Annotated in this window: 20 protein-coding genes; 2 read left to right on the forward strand and 18 right to left on the reverse strand. The window is 43.8% G+C overall.

Annotated features, from left to right (window positions below):
• Positions 1-15 precede the first annotated feature (15 nt).
• Complete coding sequence (locus tag DW938_RS07430) at positions 16-432, forward strand: Hsp20/alpha crystallin family protein (protein WP_117897306.1); 417 nt, start codon at positions 16-18, stop codon at positions 430-432.
• 121 nt (positions 433-553) lie between these two features.
• Here the strand turns inward: DW938_RS07430 and DW938_RS07435 are convergent, their stop codons facing one another.
• Together DW938_RS07435 and DW938_RS07440 are read right to left on the reverse strand one after the other, a co-directional pair.
• Positions 554-1,048: a VanZ family protein gene (locus tag DW938_RS07435; protein WP_118124375.1), complete on the reverse strand. Its 495-nt coding sequence runs from the start codon at positions 1,046-1,048 to the stop codon at positions 554-556.
• Positions 1,008-2,360: an HD domain-containing protein gene (locus tag DW938_RS07440; protein ID WP_118124376.1), complete on the reverse strand. Its 1,353-nt coding sequence runs from the start codon at positions 2,358-2,360 to the stop codon at positions 1,008-1,010. The genes DW938_RS07435 and DW938_RS07440 overlap by 41 nt, the downstream gene beginning before the upstream one ends.
• Positions 2,361-2,420: 60 nt before the next feature.
• Between DW938_RS07440 and lnt the strand changes: the two genes are divergently transcribed.
• Entirely contained in the window at positions 2,421-3,848 is a 1,428-nt protein-coding gene (gene lnt, locus DW938_RS07445; protein ID WP_278278283.1) for an apolipoprotein N-acyltransferase, read from the forward strand.
• A 281-nt stretch (positions 3,849-4,129) separates the two neighbouring features.
• On the opposite strand, the gene DW938_RS07450 is transcribed toward lnt, so the two are convergent.
• The 16 genes from DW938_RS07450 to DW938_RS07520 all read right to left on the reverse strand — a co-directional run bounded on the left by DW938_RS07450 (position 4,130) and on the right by DW938_RS07520 (position 18,931).
• Entirely contained in the window at positions 4,130-6,241 is a 2,112-nt protein-coding gene (locus DW938_RS07450; protein ID WP_118124378.1) for a glycoside hydrolase family 36 protein, read from the reverse strand.
• Positions 6,242-6,291: 50 nt separating this feature from the next.
• Positions 6,292-7,485, reverse strand: coding sequence for a bifunctional phosphopantothenoylcysteine decarboxylase/phosphopantothenate--cysteine ligase CoaBC (gene coaBC, locus DW938_RS07455; RefSeq protein WP_118124379.1), 1,194 nt, complete (start codon positions 7,483-7,485; stop codon positions 6,292-6,294).
• A 267-nt stretch (positions 7,486-7,752) separates the two neighbouring features.
• Positions 7,753-9,513: a D-alanyl-D-alanine carboxypeptidase family protein gene (locus tag DW938_RS15125; protein WP_118124380.1), complete on the reverse strand. Its 1,761-nt coding sequence runs from the start codon at positions 9,511-9,513 to the stop codon at positions 7,753-7,755.
• A gap of 379 nt (positions 9,514-9,892) precedes the next feature.
• On the reverse strand, positions 9,893-10,255 hold the full coding sequence (locus tag DW938_RS07465) for a hypothetical protein (RefSeq protein ID WP_207660691.1): 363 nt from the start codon (positions 10,253-10,255) through the stop codon (positions 9,893-9,895).
• 11 nt (positions 10,256-10,266) lie between these two features.
• A complete protein-coding gene (locus tag DW938_RS07470; protein WP_118053002.1) occupies positions 10,267-10,536 on the reverse strand; it encodes a hypothetical protein in 270 nt (89 codons plus the stop codon).
• A gap of 13 nt (positions 10,537-10,549) precedes the next feature.
• A complete protein-coding gene (locus tag DW938_RS07475; RefSeq protein WP_118052999.1) occupies positions 10,550-11,053 on the reverse strand; it encodes a gamma-glutamylcyclotransferase family protein in 504 nt (167 codons plus the stop codon).
• 12 nt (positions 11,054-11,065) lie between these two features.
• On the reverse strand, positions 11,066-12,151 hold the full coding sequence (locus DW938_RS07480) for an amidoligase family protein (RefSeq protein ID WP_207722549.1): 1,086 nt from the start codon (positions 12,149-12,151) through the stop codon (positions 11,066-11,068).
• 61 nt (positions 12,152-12,212) lie between these two features.
• Positions 12,213-13,829 carry a recombinase family protein gene (locus DW938_RS07485; RefSeq protein ID WP_118052997.1) on the reverse strand — a complete coding sequence of 539 codons (1,617 nt, stop codon included), beginning with the start codon at positions 13,827-13,829 and terminating at the stop codon, positions 12,213-12,215.
• Positions 13,768-14,706, reverse strand: a complete 939-nt coding sequence (locus DW938_RS07490; RefSeq protein WP_117865058.1) for a recombinase family protein — start codon at positions 14,704-14,706, stop codon at positions 13,768-13,770. Before DW938_RS07490 ends, DW938_RS07485 begins: the two co-directional genes overlap by 62 nt.
• Positions 14,707-14,793: 87 nt before the next feature.
• Entirely contained in the window at positions 14,794-16,332 is a 1,539-nt protein-coding gene (locus DW938_RS07495) for a recombinase family protein (RefSeq protein WP_117865056.1), read from the reverse strand.
• A gap of 77 nt (positions 16,333-16,409) precedes the next feature.
• Positions 16,410-16,532, reverse strand: a complete 123-nt coding sequence (locus tag DW938_RS07500) for a DUF3789 domain-containing protein (protein ID WP_117865054.1) — start codon at positions 16,530-16,532, stop codon at positions 16,410-16,412.
• Between the two features lie 11 nt (positions 16,533-16,543).
• Positions 16,544-16,702, reverse strand: a complete 159-nt coding sequence (locus DW938_RS14770) for a hypothetical protein (RefSeq protein ID WP_181984390.1) — start codon at positions 16,700-16,702, stop codon at positions 16,544-16,546.
• The gene (locus tag DW938_RS07505) at positions 16,695-17,042 is read right to left on the reverse strand and encodes a type II toxin-antitoxin system PemK/MazF family toxin (protein ID WP_117865052.1); all 348 of its coding nucleotides are present in this window, start codon (positions 17,040-17,042) and stop codon (positions 16,695-16,697) included. The genes DW938_RS14770 and DW938_RS07505 overlap by 8 nt, the downstream gene beginning before the upstream one ends.
• Positions 17,032-17,247: a hypothetical protein gene (locus tag DW938_RS07510; protein WP_117938850.1), complete on the reverse strand. Its 216-nt coding sequence runs from the start codon at positions 17,245-17,247 to the stop codon at positions 17,032-17,034. The genes DW938_RS07505 and DW938_RS07510 overlap by 11 nt, the downstream gene beginning before the upstream one ends.
• A gap of 454 nt (positions 17,248-17,701) precedes the next feature.
• Positions 17,702-18,229: a sigma factor-like helix-turn-helix DNA-binding protein gene (locus DW938_RS07515; RefSeq protein WP_118052991.1), complete on the reverse strand. Its 528-nt coding sequence runs from the start codon at positions 18,227-18,229 to the stop codon at positions 17,702-17,704.
• A 474-nt stretch (positions 18,230-18,703) separates the two neighbouring features.
• Positions 18,704-18,931 carry a hypothetical protein gene (locus DW938_RS07520; RefSeq protein ID WP_242991976.1) on the reverse strand — a complete coding sequence of 76 codons (228 nt, stop codon included), beginning with the start codon at positions 18,929-18,931 and terminating at the stop codon, positions 18,704-18,706.
• Positions 18,932-18,939: the final 8 nt, after the last annotated feature.

Genomic DNA, 18,939 nt, shown 5'->3' on the forward strand with positions numbered 1-18,939 from the left:
CAAGGAGGAATTTATATGTTTGGACTTACACCATTTGAAAGAAAGAGCTACGACCTGTTTAACGCATTCCATGATTTTGAGAATGATTTCTTTGGAGAAAATGCACTCCAGAGCTTCAAGACCGATATCAAGGACGAGGGCGACAAATATGTAATGGAAGCAGAGCTTCCGGGCTTTGATAAGGACGATATCAAGCTTGACATCTCAGGCAACGATCTTGTTCTTACCGCTGAGCATAAGGCAGAGACAGAGGATAAGAAAGACAAGTATATCCGCCGTGAGAGGACATACGGTTCTTATCAGAGAAGCTTTGACCTTACAGGCATTGATACGGGCAATATCTCCGCAGAGTACAAGAATGGTATCCTGACCCTTGACCTGCCAAAGATGCAGGAGGTAAAGCCTGAAACCAAAAGACTTGAGATAAAGTGATTTAGGTAAAGCCAAGGCTTTGAATGAGGCGATACCAATGGGTCACGATATGATTTGCAATAGGTTTTGCTAGAATAAAATATCCGTGAGAGCGAAATGCCCCCACGGATATTTTTTGTTATCACGATTTTTTCTCACGGCTTTTGAGCCATATTTTTCGTATTAGAATGGCAAGTAAAATTCCTGCCACTGCACCGCTTGTGTCGATAAGAACATCACGCACCTGCCCTGCACGCCCCGGCACGAAAAGCTGATGTATTTCATCGCTTGAAGCGTAGATGCAAGAGAACACCGCCGCAAAAAGCCCTCTGTATACAAGCTTTTTCACCTTTGAAAGATTGATAAACGCCAGTATTCCAAGCAAGGCGTATTCGCTGAAATGCGCAAGCTTTCTTATGATGAACGTGGCGGTGTCCTTGTATTCCGCCTGCGCTGTAGCGTCAAGGCTGTCATATACAGGGTTGACAAATTCTATCACTGCGTTAAACACCGCATTTGATTGCTTGTTGGACTCGTCAGCATTGTTTGCCGAGAACATGAATATCACCACGCACCACAGCACAAGTGCCGACCCTTTAAGTATTATCTTTATCCTGCCTTTTGAAGTTGCTTTCAATGTAGCCTTTCAGCTCCTCTTTTTTGTTTTCCACCTTTTCGTCTATAACACCATTCAATGCAAGCTCCAGCCCAATGCCGATATCCTTTCCGCCAAAGCCCATTTGTAAAAGATCCTTGCCGTTTATGTCAAGGTCGCAAATGTGGATACACTCGTTGTCCTCATTTATCTCCATTGCAAGCTCTGCGATATGGTCAAGTTCTGCAAGCTTTTCCTGCCGTTTGTAGTCCGACTGGGCATATGTGTCAGCCCTGCGCACTTCCAGATAATCCATAACAAAGTCAAAGTCATGCTGAGCCATAAATCTCCGAACCGACTTTTTCGTGGCAGGTATCCTGTTGTCATGCTCCCATATAAGCTCATAAATATATTTCGCCGAAGCGTTGTCTATCCTGAGCCTTTTGAGTATCTGCTCCGCCATGTAAGCACCCTCAAACTGGTGCTTTTTAAAGTGGGAAATGCCGTTCTCGTCAACAGTGTGCATTCTCGGCTTGCCGATATCGTGAAGAAGCATAGTAAGCCTCATCTGCCACTGTGGTCTGACGTTCTCAACGCTCAGACAAATGTGACCGTAAACATCAAGAAAATGGTGGGGATTGTTCTGCCTGAAATCAAAGCTTTCCCGAAGCTCAGGTATGAACACCGCTATGACCTCACGATAGTCAAGCAATATTTTCCTTGCATCCTTTCCACAGAGAAGCTTTTTAAGCTCCGACGCAATGCGTTCGGCAGAAATGCTTTTTAAAAGCTCACGTTGTTCAAGTATAGCCTTTGAGGTCTTTTCCTCGATCTCAAACCCAAGGCATGAAGAAAATCTCAGCCCTCTTAATATCCTCAAAGCGTCCTCGTCAAAACGCTTTTCAGGCTCGCCAACGCATTTTATAATGCCTTTTTCAAGGTCGCCTTGTCCGCCGTAAAGGTCAATAAGCCCCTCTTTCGGTGAGTATGCCATAGCGTTCACCGTAAAGTCACGACGTTTTAAGTCCTCCTCCAGCGAGCTTTCAAATGTGACCTGAGCAGGCTTTCTATGCCCTATATACTCTCCGTCACTGCGATAACAGGTTATCTCCACCGGCTCGCTCTCTATCAAAACAGTGAGCGTGCCATGCTTCAGCCCAGTTTCAATAGTGCGGAAATTTGCGAAAACTTCGAGCATTTTGTCAGGGGTGCAGTTTGTGCAGACATCGTAATCATGAGGCTTTTTGCTAAGCAAACTATCTCTTACACAGCCACCGACTATATAACCCTCGTAGCCGCACTCATTCAGCCTGTCAAGAGCCGTCCTGACAAACTGCGGAATAAAGATCTCCAATTTACTGCCTCCCTTTATAGTTTTGTGAATTATGTGCGACTTTCGGGTCATAATATTTACATGAATATCTCGAAAATAATTGACCCCAAAATCTCACGGAGAGCGTTCCTCGCCCTCACGGGTATAGTGAGCGCACTTATGCAATCTATCTTGAATTTGCCGTGGCTTGCGTTTTTTATCTTTGCGCCAATGGTGCATTGCCTGTCAGTCTGCCATGAAAAAAGGGCTTTTAGGCTTGATTTTCTGTGCTTTTTTGTACCATATTATCTTTTTCAGCTCACTTTTATGCTCACCATATGGAAAATATGTCCTCTGCCGTCCTTTGCCTCTATACCTCTTGCTACTTTAGCGTGGTTAGGTCTGACCTTGTGGGAGTGTATCCTTATGTATCTTCCACTGAGCCTTTTCCTGCCCCTGCGACCGCATCTCAAACACCGTTTGTCTGAGATAGTTTTGCTCTGCCTGCTTTTGACAGCAGGGGAGTGGCTTCAAGAGAAAGTTCCGATTTTGGCGTTTCCGTGGTCTGCGGCATGGCTAGCTGTAACAAGTTCGCCACTGCTTTTGCAATCCGCAACGCTCATAAGCTGCCGTCTTACAAGCTTTATAATTTTCCTGCTCAACGGTCTGCATGGGGAGATATATACTAGCAAAAAGCGTTTTGCCTGCACCGCCTTTGCACTGCTTTTGCAGGGGGCAAATTTAAGCTACGGACTTTATTCCATAAACCTCGACAAAAAGCTTGATAACATTTACCCTCAGATAGACGTTATCTGCGCACAGGATAGTCTGGAGGGCAGGGAAAAATCACACCGCAAAGCCCTCGACTCAGCACGCTCCTATCTTTCTATAATGGAAAGCTGTTGGCGGTGGGGTACCGACCTTGTTTTGCTTCCTGAAACTGCCGTGCCGAAAGACTATGACGAACAGCTAAAAGAATTTTCCCTTATATCAGACTTTGCCGCCACCCATGGGTGTACCCTTGTGACAGGCTCGTTCTATCTTGAAAACGGCAAGGATTACAATGCCCTTTTCGCCTATGATAAAAACGGCATTGCGTCTTCGCCCTACCTGAAACAAGTGCTTGTGCCTTTCGGTGAAAAGACACCTTTTGCAGGCATTTTTCACCTTGACACTATGAGCGAATGTGCAGACGAAAGACACACCAAACCCCTCGCCTCAGACGGCATGACCATAGGCTCTGTTATCTGCATAGAGTCCATTTTTCCAAGCCTTGTGAGCCGACAGAAAGAGCAGGGCGCACAGATAATTTGCGTTTCCACCAACGATTCATGGTTTGGCAAAAGCTCCGCCCGTGAACAGCATTACCGCCACTGCATAATGCGAGCCGTTGAGAACAGAAGATATGTCCTCCGTGCAGGAAACTGCGGAATATCGGCGATAATATCTCCCACAGGCGAGCAACTGTCCGTAAAATCGGACAAATCAAAAGGCGCGGTGTGTGGAAAAGTTACCCTTATTGGCAGGTAACTTTGAGCAACACAATCTTATTAGGTGTATCAGACAACTCCGATATCCGACGGGCGAACAGTGTTCGCCCCTACCGCCCTTTGTCGGGTTTCAGGGTTTGTGCGATAAATTATAAGGCGAAACCTCGAGGAGCGGGACGTCGTATTTCTGTGAGCTTGCGAACAGAAATTGCGCCGCTCCCCTACAAGATCGTGCCAAAGCACAAATTCATATGTAGGGGCGAACATTGTTCGCCCGCATTTTTTTGCACAAACTACAGAAACCCTACCAAGCTCGTATTTTTACCACTCTATCTCAAAAAGTCTAGCCATATAAGGTTTGTCAAACTTAACGGAAACATTGCCCGTCGCCTTTGAAAACTCCACAGGGGTTTCGCTGAAATCAGGATAAATGCACTTCACCCTTGCGTCAACACCCTTGAGGAAGTCGATAGGCAGAGCGCAGGTGTCGCTCTTGCCCTCTCTCCTCCATACGGCAAGATAAGCCTTGTTGCCGTTTCTCAGACCGAGAGATACCCAGTCGTCCGAAAATTTGGACAGACCCAAGCTCCAGAACGGCACTGCTTCCTTTATGTCCGCCCTTATCTTCTTGTAAACGCTGATTGCTTCCTTTACAAGTGCCTTGCGTTCAGGGTCGATGTTGCCAAGATGACCGCTCTGATGTATTCTCAAAAGCATTGCGTTAATCATGTTGAAAACAACTTCTTCTCTGTCACCTGATGTGATAGGATAAGCCCAGATAGCCGATTGCTCAGGGCAAAGGGCAGTAGGGGAGTTCGCCGCAATGGTGCAGTATTTTTTGTAATCGTCCTGATCTGATGTGGACTGAATGGAGTATCTTGAAAGCATCGCATAGTCCATTCTGAGCCCACCGCTGGAGCAGTTTTCTATAATAAGGTCAGGGTGACGAGCAAAAACACCGTCAAGCCATTCAAGGTAAGCCTTTTCATGACCCCACAGACCCTCGCCAACGCTGTCGCAGTTCTGTTCAGTGCCTATACCTGGCTCTATGTTGTAATCCATTTTTATATAGCCTATGCCGTATTCAGAAACGAGCCTGTCTATTACCTCGTCAGCGTGGGAACGGACTTTAGGATTCCTGAAATCAAGCTGATAACGGCTTCTGTCATAGACTCTCTTGCCGTGACGTGTGAAGAACCAACTGTCATCGCAAACGCTGTCCACAAGCGGACACTTTATTCCCATGACCTCTATTTCAAGCCAAAGTCCGGGTATCATGCCCTTTTTGCGGATATAGTCGGCAACTTCCTTTACGCCGTTAGGGAAACGCTTTCTGCTCTCTTTCCATTCGCCGACCTCGTCCCACCAAAAGCCGTCAGCATACCAGCCTGCGTCAATGCAGAAATATTCACAGCCTGCCTCTGCCGCAGCGTCCACAAGGGGAAACTCCTTTTCAGCCGTAGGGTCGCCCCACAGACAGTTCATGTAGTCGTTGAATATTACCGCAAGCCTCTGATTATCCTTGTTGCGACGGCGTATTTTTCTGCGGTATTTCGTCAGCTCGCCCATAGCCTTGTCAAAGCTTCCTGTCACCGAGCCTACTGCACATTTCACGCTTTCTATGCTCTCATTAGGCACAAGGTTTTTATACCAGTGGGACTCTATCTCCGACGGGCCAGAAAGCTGTAAATAGAAGTGTCCGCCCACGTCTGAAAGCTCCCAGTGCCAAGAGCCGTTTTGCTCTATCTGCCAAAACAGCACCGAGCCTGCTTCTGTGTTTTCAAGCACACCCATTGGTATGTATTCCTTTGCCGACCAGTTTCCAACGTTTGTGCAGGCAAATACCTTTGATGAACGCTGTTCCGTAGGCTTTGCGGATGAAGCAAGCCCCACCTGTTCAAGGGTGTAGTCCTGCCACTGCAATTCACGCTGCCATGAGTTGTGGCATACCCATATCTTCATCTTGTACTCAGGCTTTTTAAGCCCCTCTTTTTCTACGCCCGTCAGCGCAAAGGAGGACATATATTCAATGGTCTGTACCTCGCTGCCCTTGTTTGTAAGGGTAGTCCAACAGCGTACAACAGACGTGCCGGTGTAAAACTGATAGTGGGACACAGCCTCAAGACCTGTGCCCTCATCAAAGGTCACAAGTTCAAGCTTTCTGCCAAGATCATTGTTCACATCACGGAAATCCTTGAACTTCATTCTCCAGCCCGGAGCGGTCACGATATATTTGTTGCCGTGACGCTCGTCAGGGCGGTCGATACCGCTCGCCTGTATCTCTACAGGTCTGAAAGTTTTCAGCCCCATGTATGAAGCCGTCTTGGCTTCATCAAAAGGCAGAGCAGAGAAGTGCAGAAGCTTTGCCTCGTTCTCGTCTGTTATCTCAAATACTATATTAATGCCGTTTTCATATATCTCAATACGTTTCATATGGCGTATTTCCCTTCGTGATCTGTTTATCTGTACATATTATCATACACTTATATCATTTTCGCAAGCTCGTCAAGTATCCTGTGAGCGGCTTGCTCTTTGGTCATAATAGGCAGCTCCACAGCACCGCCCTCAGTGATAAGGGTGATAACGTTAGTGTCCGTCTTGAAGCCTGCGCCAGCGGTCTTTAGTGAGTTTGCACATATCATATCGCAGTTTTTGTTGGTGAGCTTTTTCTCAGAGTTCTTGATAACGTCCTGCGTTTCCATGGAAAAACCGCATATGACCTGACCGTCACGTTTGTGCTGACCTAGATAGCCAAGGATATCCTTCGTGCGTTTTAGCTCTATCTTCATATCATCGTCAGACTTCTTTATCTTGTTGTCAGCCACCGCAACAGGCGTGTAGTCAGCCACAGCCGCCGCCTTTACGATAATATCCTGCTCAGGAGCAAGCTTTGTGACAGCTTCAAACATATCCGCCGCAGACTTTACGTTCACAACGTCCACGAACATAGGCGGCAAAACCTCCATGTGACCTGCCACCAACGTCACCTTTGCACCTCTTTGCATAGCCGCCTTAGCCACCGCACAGCCCATTTTTCCGCTTGAATGATTAGTGATGTACCTCACAGGGTCGATAGCCTCCATGGTCGCACCAGCCGTAACAAGCACATTTTTGCCTGCAAGATCCTTCTCAAAAGCAAGCTCCCGAAGAATGTATTCAAACAACACCTCAGGCTCAGGCATTCTGCCGTCGCCGTCATCACCGTTTGCAAGCATACCTCTGTCAGGAGCGATCATCTCGTAGCCGAAACGCTCAAGCTTCCGGATATTGTCCTGCACAATAGGATTGTGATACATATTGTGGTTCATGGCAGGGGATATCATTTTTTTGCAAGGGCAAGCCATGACAGTGGTGGTGAGCATATCGTCAGCAATGCCGTATGCTATCTTGCCGATAACATTAGCGGAAGCAGGAGCGACCATAACAAGGTCAGCCTGCTTTGCGAGAGCAACGTGTTCAACACTGTATTGAAAATTTCTGTCAAAAGTATCTATAAGGCACTTGTTGCCTGTGAGGGATTCAAAAGTGATAGGGTTTATAAATTGAGTGGCGTTCTGTGTCATGAGTACCTGAACATTGCAGCCTTGCTTTTTAAGCAGCCTTGCTAAAGTTGGGATCTTGTAAGCCGCAATACTGCCGCTGACGCCGAGAACGACCGTCTTACCTGAAAGAAGCATAGAAATGACCTCCTTAGTGGAATGTATAAGGCAACACCGCACAAAGCCCGCCTGATGGCTTTGCACGCCATCTGCCTGCGGAATTTTTATGCGATCTGACAAAAAATCTGACTACGCATCTGACGCACGATCTTTGTGCGGTATTACCTTAAATATAGTATAACACAGATCATGGTGAAATGCAATATTTCAAGTGATAAGTGAGCATGGAGAATAACAAAAGACCGCTGTTCACAGATGCCCGTGAACAGCGGTCTGAACCATATGTCAATCCTTGTATTGCGAAGTTATCCCGAAGTATTCTTCAAGAGAAAGTCCGCTGTTGGTTATGTTTTGCGCTAAAGGCGTGCCTACATATCTTATGTGCCAAGACTCATACTGATAACCGGTGTAAGCCTCTTTGCCCTTTGGATAACGAATTATAAAACCATATTTTGCACAGTTGTTTGCAAGCCACTTGGCTTCTCTTGTGCCGCTAAATGAGTCGCTGGCGTTGTTTACGTCTATTGCCATGCCCGTCTGATGGTCGCTGTAGCCGGGTCTTGCGGAGTATGTGTCTGCCGCAGCCTTGCCGTCACGGTTGCAGTACATATTATAAAGGTACCTCTGATCGTAATAAGAGCGGTAGCCTGAGCATACCCACAGGCTTATGCCGTCTTTATATGCAGCGGTCTGCATCTTTTTGAACGCCGCTGACGTTTCTTTGGTCAGACCCTTTGGGTCGTAGCTTGCAGGGAGGGAATATGTTTTGTTCGCCAAAAGCACTCCGTCAACATAGCTCATGCCGTTTATGACCTCGACAGTGTGGTCTGGGGTCTTGACGGTTATCTCCTCGGAATATGCTCCATAGTGATTTGAACCTTTATCGTCCGTCTTGCAGGCTCTTACCTTGAATCTGTATGTATTCTTTGCGTAAAGTCCGTTTATTGCGCAGGAATTTACCGTAGATGAAGCTATGTTCTTCCACTTGCCGTTTGTGTAGATAAACACCTTGTAGCTTGTGCAGCCTACAGACTTCCAGTTAAGGTCAAGGGTCGAAGCGGTGATGTCAGAAGCTTTTACTCCTGTTACCTTCCTTGGATTTGTGGCGGAATTGTAGTTTTCACAATAGTCGCTGTATATCTTAACTCCGTCTACTATCTTATATGCTCTTACCTTGAAATTCTCTCTTGTTGCCGCAGGCAGACCCTTAACAGTGTATGTCGTGCCTTTCACGTCAGCTATCTCAGGATATTTACCCTTTGAACGCATTCCAACAGAATAGCCGTCCGCACCGCTCACAGCGTTCCAGCTAAGCTTTATAGAGCTTGTGTTAGGTGTCTTAGATGTCAGACCGGTGACCTTGTTCACCATGACAGCCTGTGCCGTTATCTCCTGCGAATATTTGCCGTAGTGATTTGCACCCTTATCGTCACGCTTGCAGGCTCTTACTTTAAATTTATAGCTTCCTGCGTCAAGTCCTTTGACAGTGTAGCTGTTTGTATCCGTCTGCGCTATCTGCTTCCACTTGCCGTTTTTCAGCATAAAGACACGATAGTTTGAACAGCCTACTTTTTTCCATGAAAGGCTAACGGACGCATTGCCCGTCTGAGCTTTAAGACCGCTTATAGGGCGTGGATTTGTTGCGGAATTGTAGTTCACTGAATAGTCGCCATAGACCTTTTGACCGTTCACTATCTTATATGCTCTTACCTTGAAATTTTCCCTTGTTGCCGCAGGCAGACCTGTAACAAGATATGTAGTGTCCGTAACGTCTGCTATCTCAGGATACTGACCCTTTGAACGCATTCCAACAGAATAGCCGTCCGCACCATTCACGGCGTTCCAGCTAAGTCTTATTGAGCTTATATCAGGAGTTTTAGATGTCAGCCCTGTGACCTGAGGCAGACTTGTCTGCACCGCAGCTTCAGCCGCCTGCACAGGCATACTCACACTTAGCACGCTGTCAGGCACAGCACCTGCCGCACATATCATCATAGCGGCGCAAGCCAATGCCGCTGCATTTTTTCTGTTTATTATCTTTTTCATTTTTCAGACCTCCTTTGATGAAATTCTTTTGCACTTTAAGTATAACACATTTTTACCAGTTTGTAAACACGCAACCCCAAATTATTTTTGTTCACATTTTGTTTTTTATGTTTACTTATACTCAGTTGCAAAACCTCTCTTTTGGTTGCTGAAAGAATGTATAAAAAACAAAGACCGCAGAAAAAATCTACGGTCTTTTGTGTGCTACTGGAACAAAAAAGATGACATTAAATTCACCTGATTTTGCGGCTTATGAGATATCTTTTAAAATCACATAACCTGTCATTAAATTTATTATATCATATGCATCAAAAAATGTCAAGAGATTTTTTAATATGTACGGGGCTGTACTCGATTATACAACCCATATCTAAAAGAATTATCTCATATCTCTTGGTATAAAATTTAATAATGCTCCCGCTGCCTGTTCCAGCAAATATTCATATAATTCTTCTGAGCTCGTTATGAGGTAAATCTCAATAACACCGTTTCGCTGCGGAATGCCAAAGAATAATTCGCCGTTCTCATCGCGCTTATAAATAAAATCACGGATAATACCGTAGCGATCGAGCATAACCGTTTCAAGCATTTTCAGCAAATCATTCTGCAAATTACCGCCGTGTATGAACTCATTTGTTTCTTCTAAAGATAAATTATTAACCTCGCAGAATTGCCTGCATTTGCAAATACCGAAATCCAAAGCATTAACTATTGTCATAAAAGTCTTTTTTGTGATCATCATTTACTTCCACGTTAATTTTTATTAAACTCGTCAATCATCCTGCAATACTCTTTTTCCTCGCAGTCGATATAATCCATAGCAAACTGCTCCGCTTCTTCAAGACTGTCTTTCAGCAGTTCAAAATCAACTGCCACTGAAAAAACATCGATTTCGAGTTTTTCGGATTCATCCGCAAAAACTTCAATAGTGAAGCCCTCACAGCGAATATCATTTCCGTCCTTGTCCTCCCGATGCAGATCAGTATCGGGAGTAATCTTCACATAAAATCCTTTGTATTTCATTCAACCACTCTCCTTAAAATCTCATCTGCATATCGTCGTCAAGGTCGTAATCTTCAAATTCGTCCTCATACAACTCGTCATTTACGGAATGTTCAAGGAACAGCGAATTTTCCAAAGCTGTTTGAAGATATTTTTCATCCAGACCGTTCTCTCTGTAACCCTGTAAAATCGTATTGTAGTACTGCTGACTTGGCGGAGAAAGTTCCCCATAATTCATCAGATATGCCATGCCTAAGACTTCTTTGCCATCCAAATCAAAAGACATTTTTTCCTGTCTGTAAAGCCTCGGATAGCCCTCATAACGGTTTAGGGTAGGCAAATCTCTTTCATCAAGCTCCCAGATAAGAACAGGAACACTTGTACCCTTGCTAGGCACAATAGTCGCAACGCCTCTGAACTCCAATTCATAATCCTTGATCTCCGATGTTCCCACAACCTTTGAATGCGGACACCGATATGCCATTTGTTTAAGATTGATGTTGCTGCCATAGGCAATGTATAGCTGTTTATTTTTCATTTTTACCTCTGATCACATAGACATTTCCATGCCCATTTCTTCATCTTCTTCAAAGTCCTCACATTCGCTCTCTGACGGCTCGAAATTTTCATCGGGTACATTTTCGTTTAACTGCTGAACCTCGCTTACAGGCTCGACACGCTGCTCACGGGCGGCTTGTCGTTCTGCTTTCAGCCTTTCACGTTGTTTAACGGCATCTTCGGGATGAAGCCACGCAATATTACCCTCAAGATGTGAAAGCAAGTGCTTGCGGCAGTTTTTAAACTCCTGCCCGTTCAGACCTATTCGGATAAGCCATGTACGGAACGTATAGCGAGGATTTTCACTCTGTGTCACACGGGAACTTGCTGATTTCTGAGTCAGAGCCTGATTGCTGACTGCCAGAACCAGTGAAATATATGCCCTGAGAACTCCTGCATTCAGGCAACCGTTGAACGCTCTTACCTCGATATTGTTATCTGTAAACACTGGGTGTAAATTCAGGCAACGATACCGTGACGGATCGTAATGTGAGTGATACTCACGGTCATCGCCGTACCATAGCCTTTTTATCGTCTGCAAGTCAGTTGGTTTTCTTCGGTTAAGTTCTTCAAGAAAACGCTTGTCCACTTTTCTGCAATAATGCTGCTCACGATCCGAATTTACTTGCAAAGCCTGATAGAGCATATCCTCTTTACTTGCAAAAATGTTTACTAAATTACGAAGCTTTTGCGCGTTATATGGAGCAAAATCAATATGAATATGGATTCCTGTTGTTTCGTTGCAAACGCCTCCGCTTCGGCGAATAGAACGAACCACTTCCTGAAGCGTCGCCATATCCTCGTATTCCAGAATAGGAGTTACAAGCTCGACGGAATACAGCTTGGAAGCCGGATTCCCGTTTTTATTCGTACATCTGATACTTGCGTCGGACATGATTTTCCAACGCCTATTTTTACCGTCGTAAACATCGTATCTGTCATAACTGCCGCCGTAATGCTCGGTCAAGCCGCCTAAAACCTTTGCGACCGCTTTTGCCGCTGCCGACCTTGTTAAGCCTGTGCATTCTACTTCCACACCGAAACGCTGAGTTTTTATCCCCTCAAAATTACCTGCCAAATAACCAGCTCCCAACAAAAACAGCTTGCAGATTTTCTCCGCAAGCCGTAAATTTTAATCGTTATTCAATTTCCGTTCTGACCTCGTAACCGCCTTTGAAAATAACCAGTATTTCGGTCTTGCTCAGTATTTTTACGCACTCGATCAGCTTTCTTATCAGTACATTATCAAAGGTTTCCAACTCAAATTTCTCATGCTCTATCATATCCATAATTTTATCAAGCTTTGCCTGAGTTTCTTCTGAAGTCTTGTTCTGTGATTTCAGCATTGTAAGCCGCTCACTTAAGCCTTGTTCTTCAGCATACAGTTTTGCAAACTCGCTGTCAAGCTTGTCCTCGTCGCAGCCGCCCGAAGCTATTAAGTTGACTAAATCAGTCCTTGCTTGATCGATCTCTTTCAGCCGCTTTTCTACGGAAAGGATTTCTTCCTGTCCCTGACATTCCAAAACCGAACCGATATTTGCTTTCAAAATCCTCACAATATCGTTACGGCAGGAATAGTAATTGTTGATCGCCCTGAGTATTCCTCTATGCAGCTGTTCTTCCTTTATAGTGGGTGAATCTGGACAATATTTTTTGCCATGCTCCAATCGGCTCAGACATCTCCAAACGATTTGCTTTTTTCCTCGAGCCGCCCAAGTGGTTCTTCTGTAAGGCGTACCGCAGTGTCCGCAGATAAGAAGCTCAGACAAGGCATATTTGCTGCTGTACTTGCCTTGTTCCGTAACCGTTTTATCCGAAATCTTCCGTTTGGAATTGCGTCTTGCAAGCTCCTGCTGGACTCGGTTGTAGGTGTCTCGGTCAATTATCGGATCGTGATGGTTGGTCACAAGATACATCGGACGTTCGCCGTGATTTTTCACAACTTTGTGAGTGATACAGTCGGAGGTAAACGTTTTTTGAAGGAGCGCGTCGCCTACATACTTTTCGTTCTGTAAAATCCTCGTTATTGTATTGGTCCGCCATTCCGTGCTGCCTGTTTTGGTATGTATGCCTTTGACGTGCAATATCAATGCGATATTTTTCATCGAATGACCGTCCAGAAACATGGTGTAGATCAGTTTTACCGTTTCGGCTTCTTCGGGGATTATTTCCGGCTTGCCGTCCGCTCCTTTTTTGTAGCCAAGCAAATGCTTGTACTGAAATTGTACCTTACCCTCACGATAAGCTTTTTCTTTTCCCCAGCTTACATTTTTACTTATCGATTCACTCTCAGCCTGAGCAAAACTTCCGTACAGAGCAATCATAAATTCTGAGGTCATTGTCAGCGTGTTTATGTTCTCTTTTTCAAAAATAACTCCGATTCCCAAGTCTTTAAGCTGTCTGACATATTCAAGGCAATCCACGGTATTTCTTGCGAATCGGCTTATGGATTTTGTGATCACAAGGTCGATTTTCTTGTTTCTGCACATACGGATCATGCGGTTAAACTCGGTACGCTTTTTTGTCTGGGTGCCAGAAATTCCTTCGTCGGCAAAAATTCCTGCCAGAGTCCATTCTTTCTTTTTGTTAATAAGATCTGTGTAGTATGCAATCTGAACCTGATAGCTGTTCTGCTGTTCCTCCAGTTCGGTTGACACTCGGCAGTATGCGGCAACTCTTAATTGGTGGTATTTATCACGACTTTCCGCTGTCTGCACTTTCGCAGGAATTACTGTTACATTCGGCGCTGTGCTCATTTTCGATCTTCCTTTCCGTTATATTTTTAATTCTCACTCCGTTGATAAGCTCAACCTCTACGGTACAAAAATGGCTTATACAAATTCGTGAAACACACGCTTTGAATAAGCCAATATCCAACGTATTTAATTGTTCGTGATTTTCAAGCAGAGCCTTGATTTTATCTGTTTTCTGAGGGCTGTCATTGTAAGTGCAGCAGTCGTATTTCATCTCAGCAAGTTTATAAATCTCTGCTTTAGCTCTGTCAAAATCTACTTGGATTGAATCGGTCATACGGTTGATTTCATTTTGCTGACGGACTATATCGGCAGTAGGTGAATAAATGCTGATCTCGCCGCCGGACTCCAATAAACTTGGATTAGCTATTGCAGAATTCAGAACAGTCAGCACTGCTCCGATTATCATCTGATCAGTCAGCTGATATTCAAATTTGCAGCAATCGGGATTTCTGCAATCCCAATGTTCATATTTCGAATTGCCGCCAATTCTTGAAAGTCTGTGACCACATTCGGCACAGTATGTACGATTTCTGATTTCCTGTAAATCATCGGATATCAGATTAAACGTAGTTGCTTTCCGTATCCGCTTTTCATTTGCTCGTCTGAAAATATCCTCGGCGATCAACTGCGGATATTTGTCGGTACCGAGATACTTCTCATTTTCGATTATCCGCTTGACCATATTTTTGTTCCACTTATCTGAATCTGTATTGTAGCGAATTTTCTCACTTTCCATTAGCTTGGCAATTTGCAGTAGGCTTTTGCCTGAAAGATATTCACTGAAAATCGTCGCAACAGCGCATACCTCTTTGGGATCAGTTGTTATCACTCCGTTCTTCATGCAGTAACCAAACGGTATTACTCTGTTTTTTGCCATATTAATGTCACCTCCGCTTATAACAATACCACAAAGCCTTTGAAATAGCTATATCCAAAGGCACTAAATCTATGATAATGAATTTGTCTATTTTATCTTTTCTTTAAATTTCAATCCGCCGATCAAGTGAAATTCCAACTCATGTTGATTGATTACAACGATCCTCTCAACTATACTCTCAAATGCCGATTCTTCAAACTTGGTTATTGGCTTATCGCGCATTTCAAAAAAGTCGATTAACATTTCGATCTGATTCAGAGTTTCGTCCTCGTCATCGGAGCGTGTAAGCTTTTTCAGATCTGTTTGCAGCTTATTGATTTTTGCCGTAAGCTCCGTAGTCTGCTCAATGTATTTAGCCTCGTCCAGAAATCCTTTTGTTTTCAGCCTTGCGAGGACGTGAGTTTGTTCACGAAGCTTGGCGATTTCTTTGTGAATGTCCATCACCTGAGTTTTGCCGCTGAATTTTCTGAGCTTCAAATCCTGCAATGCTGTTTGCAGCGGTATAAGAACAGTTTTGTAATTGTACAGCAGTTTATTGCATAATCTCACAAATGCTGCATAAATTTTGATATCGGCGATTCGTCCATTGGAACAATCGCTTGCTTTGTTATTATGGGTCCGGCATGTCCAAAATACAGAGTTTTTACTGCTAACACATTTATATGTTGCACCGCATTTACTGCATAAAATTCTTTTAGATAAAAAATGATTGTTATTGATATACTCTCTGTGTCTTTTATTCAACAACTCCTGTACTGAATAAAATATATCTTTATCAATGATTGGCGTATTTACGGACTGAACATAATACTTGGGCTTTTCTCCACGATTACGTTTTTGCATGGTTGGAAGCGTCTCAGTTCTGTATTTTTTCTGAAAAAGCGCATCACCAATATATCTTTCATTAGAAAGAACATACTTTACACTTGATGCGTGCCACCGTTCAGCTGTTTGACTGCTCGGAACAGCCATGCTATTAAGCGTATCAGCAATTGCTTGCAAACCATAGCCCTCATTGTACCAGTTAAAAATTTGTTTTACAATTTTAGCCTGTTCCTCATTTACAACAAGCGTGTCATTTTGAACGGTATATCCAAATGGGGGACATGAGTTTCTATATGTTCCATTTTGCATTCTCTTTTTAATACTCCACCGCATATTCTGTGAAATCGAAGTGGATTCCTCCTGCGCCAGACCGCCCATAATGGTGATCATCATTTCATCGGTCAGATTAGCGGTATCGATATTTTCTTTCTCGAAAAATATTGTAATGCCAAGCGATTTAAGCTCTCTGACGCTTTTCAGACAATCCCTTGTATTTCGGGAAAATCGGCTGATGGACTTAGTGTAAATCCTATCGATCTTACCTCTGCGGCAATCCTTTAGCATACGCTGAAACTCGTCGCGCTTGTCCTCTCGGGTTCCGGTGATACCCTCGTCGGCATATATGTCGATCAGTTCTTCAGTTTCTGAGTTCTCAAAAACTTGGCTGTAGTACCTTGTTTGTGCCATAAAGGAATTAAGCTGATCGTTGGAATCGCTTGATACTCGGCAATAGGCGGCACAACGGATTTTTATATTTTGTTCTTCTGTTATTGTCGGCTGTATCACCGTTACTGTAGGCATTTCCTCACACTCCTTTACTTTTTACCAACAAGGATACCACAAATCTTTTTAGAATGGTATCACCAAACCCAACGAAATTATTCGTCCGAACCTGTGCAGTTTTCATGCTTATCCGCTTGTCCGGCTGCTGTGCAGAGACACATTGTGATTACTCCACCTGTACCGCCTACAAGCAAGCCAATTAAAAATCCTACTAACATCCCAATCCCTCCTACGCTGCATCCCTTGAAGACGGGAACTGACTGTATATATCTTCAGTATTCTTGTTATTGAAATTCTGTTTTTCGGCAGTTTCAAGAATTTCATCAAGCTTATCTGCAAATACTTTTGCCATAAAATCGCTGTATTCTGCCTGTCCGAATTTAGTCATCAAAATCAACTCCAATACTTATTTTCATCGCTTTTTCTACTTTTTCCATAAGTTCAAAATCAACTGAACCCATGTAACTTTTCAGTCGGTACCTGTCTATCGTCCTTATCTGTTCCGCAAGAACCACCGAGTCTTTTGGCAATGTTTTTGAACCGCAGATATGAATATGAGTGGGAAGATAGTGCTTTTTAGCCGTTGAAATCGGCAGAACTACCAGAGTAGGACTATACTTATTTCCCACATTATTCTGTACGACCAGCACAGGACGAATGCCGCCTTGCTCCGAACCGACAACGGGATTTAGGTCTGCGTAAAATATATCGCCACGTTTAATCAGCATTTTCATTCACCTTTTTCTTTGGGACTTCAAAGCCTTTCTTATTCCTCACGCAGTTATGAAGCGGACAGAACAGCACGTCTGTATCCCTGACATACCACACACAGCCGTAGCATGGATGGTATGTAGGCAGAATGCATATAGCAGGAGGGACCTTGACTCCGTAATATCCTTTTATATGCCTTGGTTTTTCTTTTATATTTTCCATTGTTTTTTCACCTCAAAAATTAGTTTAAGTATTATGTAAAACGGCGGTCTGCATTTTACGCAAACCGCCGTAATAATTCGTTTTGCCTTTGCGTGATATTTATCCCCGATACCCGTCACGCACGGAACTCTGCAAGCTGCGGTCAGCTTAACCGCATCATGGGACTCTCACCCGCTCTATCAGCCCTCACTGGGAAGTATCATTATCCTCACACGTTTCATTGCCGACTTTGAAAGCTATTCAAAGGTCTGAACGTCATAGTTATCGCTCACTCGTTTGAGGTCTTGGCGTATGGTTCATATGGCTGCCGAGATTTCATACCGACCGTGTAATTAACGTACTTGCAGAGTTGATATTCTATTGTCAAGATTCTGTCGGGCAAGTTCATCGAACTATTTGTATCGATTTTTCCCTTCACTATTTACTGGCAACGAAATCGCAAAACTACAGGGATTTATTTCTCATTTTTCATTATTTTCAGCATTTTCACTAAAATTCTATTGCATTTTTCGTTCATTGTTTGTTGTGATATGCCATACTCTCTGGCAAGTTTGCTCTGACTTTTCCTTTTCCAAAATATTTGATAGATAATTTTCTGTTCATATGGCTTAAGCTTTTCCATAGCCCTTCTGAGCTTTTCCAAATCATGTTCCAAGCTTAACTGCTCCAATACACGTTCCTCAAGCGGAACAACCGTACTGTCCTTGAGAATTTTCTGCTCGGAATTTCCGCCGTATGTATACTGCTCCAACGAGACAGGTATAACTTTCTTCCAGTTTTTATCCTTTTGCGTATACTCATCGTGATCCTTTTTGGAAAAGTGATCCGTATACTGGCTTTCCTCGCATTCCAGAACGCTGTCGCCGAAGCTGATAAACCAGCGGTTTTCATCTTCCTTGGCTTTGAGGTATTCTTCCTCTGTAAATTCGGAATATTTTTCGCTTCTGCCGTTTCTGTTGTATTCAAAATATTTTGTTTTCATTGTAAGTCCTCCGTTTTGATTTTTCTTGTTTGAATCAAAACGAAGGCTTACGGATATTTAGCGGTTATACACAGCCACTTTACTGTATAAAACATAATTGTCCTTTCTCCCGATACTTCGGTATAAGGACACAAAAAACGGAGTCTGCATTCAGCACACAGACTCCATTTTGCCTGAAAAAAGGCGCACTAAAGAAAGGGTACTGAATATGCTGCTTTGCATTTTGCAAAACGACCATATTTTGTATCCTCAGCCCTAATGCATATCAGGCGTTGAATATTGATCTAATAAAAAAAGCCGTCGACAAGACAAACTCCTTTCGGAATCTATCCTGCCGACGGCCTCTCATGTTAATTGACATTAGTCAATAGGTTTGGATAAACCAATCGGTGATCAAAGTATGTGACCCTGATAAAGGATTTACACGCAGCGCTGTTTCAGCCCGACCTTACCGTCTACACACCGTATTTTGTTTTAATATTCGCTGATATTTTCAAATATCTCGATAATATCGTGATGCCTGCCTTTTTGCTTTCTCAGCATTGTTATATGACAGCGTTTGCATTCAACTCTGGTAATATTGCTTTTGTTAGGATATCCCGCTGCTATTTCTCCGCAGTTCGGACAATGCCAGCGTTGAAGACGAGCGAATACGTTCATACCGCCCGGTTCATCTTCCCCTGCAGTTTTATATATTTTCATTCTTATCT

This window comes from Ruminococcus sp. AM43-6 (assembly GCF_003461785.1).
GTDB lineage: Bacteria > Bacillota > Clostridia > Oscillospirales > Ruminococcaceae > Hominimerdicola > Hominimerdicola aceti.

Coding starts and splice junctions, on each gene's coding strand:
- DW938_RS07485 (WP_118052997.1), bottom strand. CDS start 13,829: ATGAGCACAGCGCCGAATGTAACAGTAATTCCTGCGAAAGTGCAGACA.
- DW938_RS14770 (WP_181984390.1), bottom strand. CDS start 16,702: ATGACTAAATTCGGACAGGCAGAATACAGCGATTTTATGGCAAAAGTA.
- DW938_RS15125 (WP_118124380.1), bottom strand. CDS start 9,513: ATGAAAAAGATAATAAACAGAAAAAATGCAGCGGCATTGGCTTGCGCC.
- DW938_RS07430 (WP_117897306.1), top strand. CDS start 16: ATGTTTGGACTTACACCATTTGAAAGAAAGAGCTACGACCTGTTTAAC.
- DW938_RS07475 (WP_118052999.1), bottom strand. CDS start 11,053: ATGAAAAATAAACAGCTATACATTGCCTATGGCAGCAACATCAATCTT.
- DW938_RS07470 (WP_118053002.1), bottom strand. CDS start 10,536: ATGAAATACAAAGGATTTTATGTGAAGATTACTCCCGATACTGATCTG.
- lnt (WP_278278283.1), top strand. CDS start 2,421: ATGAATATCTCGAAAATAATTGACCCCAAAATCTCACGGAGAGCGTTC.
- DW938_RS07520 (WP_242991976.1), bottom strand. CDS start 18,931: ATGAAAATATATAAAACTGCAGGGGAAGATGAACCGGGCGGTATGAAC.
- DW938_RS07465 (WP_207660691.1), bottom strand. CDS start 10,255: ATGATGATCACAAAAAAGACTTTTATGACAATAGTTAATGCTTTGGAT.
- DW938_RS07510 (WP_117938850.1), bottom strand. CDS start 17,247: ATGGAAAATATAAAAGAAAAACCAAGGCATATAAAAGGATATTACGGA.
- DW938_RS07490 (WP_117865058.1), bottom strand. CDS start 14,706: ATGGCAAAAAACAGAGTAATACCGTTTGGTTACTGCATGAAGAACGGA.
- coaBC (WP_118124379.1), bottom strand. CDS start 7,485: ATGCTTCTTTCAGGTAAGACGGTCGTTCTCGGCGTCAGCGGCAGTATT.
- DW938_RS07505 (WP_117865052.1), bottom strand. CDS start 17,042: ATGCTGATTAAACGTGGCGATATATTTTACGCAGACCTAAATCCCGTT.
- DW938_RS07495 (WP_117865056.1), bottom strand. CDS start 16,332: ATGCCTACAGTAACGGTGATACAGCCGACAATAACAGAAGAACAAAAT.
- DW938_RS07450 (WP_118124378.1), bottom strand. CDS start 6,241: ATGAAACGTATTGAGATATATGAAAACGGCATTAATATAGTATTTGAG.
- DW938_RS07515 (WP_118052991.1), bottom strand. CDS start 18,229: ATGAAAACAAAATATTTTGAATACAACAGAAACGGCAGAAGCGAAAAA.
- DW938_RS07500 (WP_117865054.1), bottom strand. CDS start 16,532: ATGTTAGTAGGATTTTTAATTGGCTTGCTTGTAGGCGGTACAGGTGGA.